Here is a 448-nt window from a genome sequence, read left to right as displayed (position 1 = left end):
GCCCGATCCGTTCCTCGCCACCAACGAAGCCGCGATCCAGTGGGTCGGGCGCACCGACTGGCTGTACCGCCGCACGCTGCAAGTGACGCCCGCAATGCTCGCGCGCGATCATCTCGATCTGGTGTTCGACGGGCTCGACACCTTCGCCACCGTGACGATCAACGGCCGCCGAGCAATCGTCGCCGACAATGCCCATCGTCGTTGGCGGACCGATATCAAGCCGCTGCTCAACGTCGGCGCCAACGAGATCCTCATCACATTCGCCGCGCCGATCAAGACACTGCAACCGATGGTGCTGGCGCAAAAGGCCTCGCTGCCCGGCGAATATGATTCCGCGTTCGGCGATGAGCCTAAGGGCCGTCAGACCTCGCCTTATATCCGCAAGCCCAAATACCATTATGGCTGGGATTGGGGCCCGCGCATCCTCAATGTCGGCCTATGGCGTCCG

General features: G+C 63.2%; 1 protein-coding gene. It reads left to right on the top strand.

Annotated features, from left to right (window positions below; all coding sequences use genetic code 11):
- The coding region (locus AACY08_RS29740) for a glycosyl hydrolase 2 galactose-binding domain-containing protein (RefSeq protein WP_339472672.1) at nt 1–448 on the top strand (448 nt) is incomplete at both ends.

It is taken from the genome of Pseudomonas sp. EL_65y_Pfl1_R83 (genome assembly GCF_963970695.1).
Taxonomy (GTDB): domain Bacteria; phylum Pseudomonadota; class Gammaproteobacteria; order Pseudomonadales; family Pseudomonadaceae; genus Aquipseudomonas; species Aquipseudomonas tritici.
Note: the sequence above shows the minus strand (reverse complement) of the source record. Positions and strands in the feature narration are given on the sequence as shown.